This window comes from Pseudomonas sp. SDO524_S393 (genome assembly GCF_054071875.1).
On the sequence record NZ_JBSVVZ010000142.1, the window covers coordinates 1 to 2,226 of the forward strand.

Annotated in this window: 2 protein-coding genes; both read right to left on the reverse strand. The window is 62.6% G+C overall.

Features of this window, described 5'->3' with window-relative positions; all coding sequences use genetic code 11:
• The coding region (locus tag ACW9IB_RS29350) for a condensation domain-containing protein (protein WP_457416808.1) at nucleotides 1–1,617 on the reverse strand (1,617 nt) is incomplete at its 3' end.
• Nucleotides 1,618–1,627: 10 nt separating this feature from the next.
• Nucleotides 1,628–2,226: phosphopantetheine-binding protein (locus ACW9IB_RS29355; protein ID WP_457416810.1), on the reverse strand; the 599-nt coding region annotated here is incomplete at its 5' end.

Below are 2,226 nucleotides of genomic sequence, written 5' to 3' on the forward strand. Positions count from 1 at the left end.
ATGGGCCAGGCGGTTGGCCTGGCGGTTCAGCTCGGCATAACTGATCGACTGCTCGCCCAGGCACAGGGCAACCGCGTCGGGACGCTGACGAACCTGGGCCTCGAAAAGCCCCTGCACCCCCGCCACGTCTTCGAACGCCGGTACGCTGCGGTTCCAGTCCTGCAACAAGGCGCGCTGCTCGTCGTCCACCAACAGACCCAGCTGCGCAATGCGATTACCCGCGCGCCCGACCACCGCCCGCAACAGGTTCTGCCAATGCTCGGCCATGCGCTGCACGGTGGTGGCGTCGAACAAGTCAGTGGCGTAGGTCAGCGACGCGCCGATGCCCTCGGGGGACTCCTGGGTATCCAGGCTCAGGTCGAACGGCGCGCTCTGGCTGTCCCACTCCAGCGCTTCCACTCCCAGCCCCGGCAACTGCTGTTCGCCACGGGCCTTACGCCCTTCGGTCTGGTGGTTGAACATCACCTGGAACAGCGGGTTATGGCTCAGGCTGCGCTCCGGTTGCAGCGCTTCCACCAACTGTTCGAAGGGCAAGTCCTGGTGACTCTGGGCCTCCAGCGCCCGCTGTTTGACCTGGGCCAGCAACTGGCTGAAGGTCATGTGCCCGTCGATATCGGCCTTGAGCACCTGGGTGTTGACGAAGAAACCGATAAGGCGCTCGGTTTCCGCGCGGTTGCGGTTGGCGATCGGCACGCCGACGCGAATATCCGACTGCCCGCTGTAGCGATACAACAGGGTCTGGAACGAAGCCAGCAACAGCATGAACAGGGTCACACCCTCGCGCTGGGCCAAGGCTTTCAGGCCGTTGACCAAGGCCGCGTCCAGGCCGATGTCCACCCTCGCGCCACGATAGCTCTGCACCGCCGGGCGCGGATGATCCAGCGGCAGCTCCAGCACCGGCTGTTCGCCGCCCAACTGCTCGCGCCAATAGCCCAGTTGCCGCTCTTTTTCACCGGCTTCCATCCAGCTGCGTTGCCACAGGGCATAGTCCGGGTACTGGATCGGCAACTCGGGCAGGCGCGCGTCCTGACCCTGACTGTAGGCGACGTACAACTGCACCAGCTCATCGACCATCACTTGCATCGACACGCCATCGGAAACGATGTGGTGCAGCACCAGCACCAGCACGTGTTCATCGGGCGCCAGTTGCAGCAACTTGACCCGCAGCAGCGGGCCTTGCTGCAGGTCGAAAGGCTTGGCGACTTCCGCCTGCACCAACGCTTCGAGCCGGGTGGAGTCGCCGGGTTCATGGGCGATATCCACACGCAGTTCAGGCTTGACCACTTGCAGCACCTGGTCGGCGTCCTGGTGCAGGTGGGTACGCAGGCTTTCGTGACGGGCGATCAGCGTATCGAAGCTGCGCTGCAAGGCCGCGTGATCCAGGCGACCGCGCAGGCGCAAGGCACGCGGCAGGTGGTACGCCGCGCTGTGCGGCTCCAACTGCCACAAAAACCACTGGCGTTCCTGGGCATAGGAGAGTCGCAGCGCTTCACCGTCCTGACGCTTGAAAACCGGGGCAATCTCAAACAGGTTGATGCCTTGTTGCTTGAGCATGACCGCCAACGCTTTCTTTTGCTGCGCAGAAAGTGAACCCACCGACTCGATTAATGCTTGCACGCCACGCCCCTCAGGAAATCAATTTATCCAAATCTTCTGCTGATAGACGTTTGAGAGCCTCCAAGGATTTAGCCAATGCATCCTGCACTGGCGAATTATTTGTCTGGCGGGACGCCACGTAGCGACTGAAGTCGCCCAGGGTGGGCGTGGTGAAAATCGATTTGACGTCGAACTCGGCATGCAACTGATCGCGCAGGCGCACCACCACTTGCGTGGCCAACAGCGAGTGCCCGCCCAGTTCGAAGAAGTTGTCGTCAAGGCCGACGCGCTCAACGTCCAGCACGTCGGCCCAGATCGCGGCGATCTGCTGTTCCAGCTGGCTGGCCGGCGCCACATATTCGCGGGCTTGCAGGTTGGCATCGGCTTTGGGCAGCGCCTTGCGGTCGAGCTTGCCGTTGGGACTCAGCGGCATCTGTTCCAGCAGCATCCATTGCGCCGGGACCATATAGTCCGGCAACTGCTGGGCCAGGTGCGCACTGAGTACGTCGCGCCAATCATCACCGGCGTTTTGCAGCACCAGGTAGCCCACCAGGTATTTGCCATCGACGGCCAACACGGCGGTTTCACGCACCCAATCGTGTTCCAGCAAACGCGCTTCGATTTCGCCCA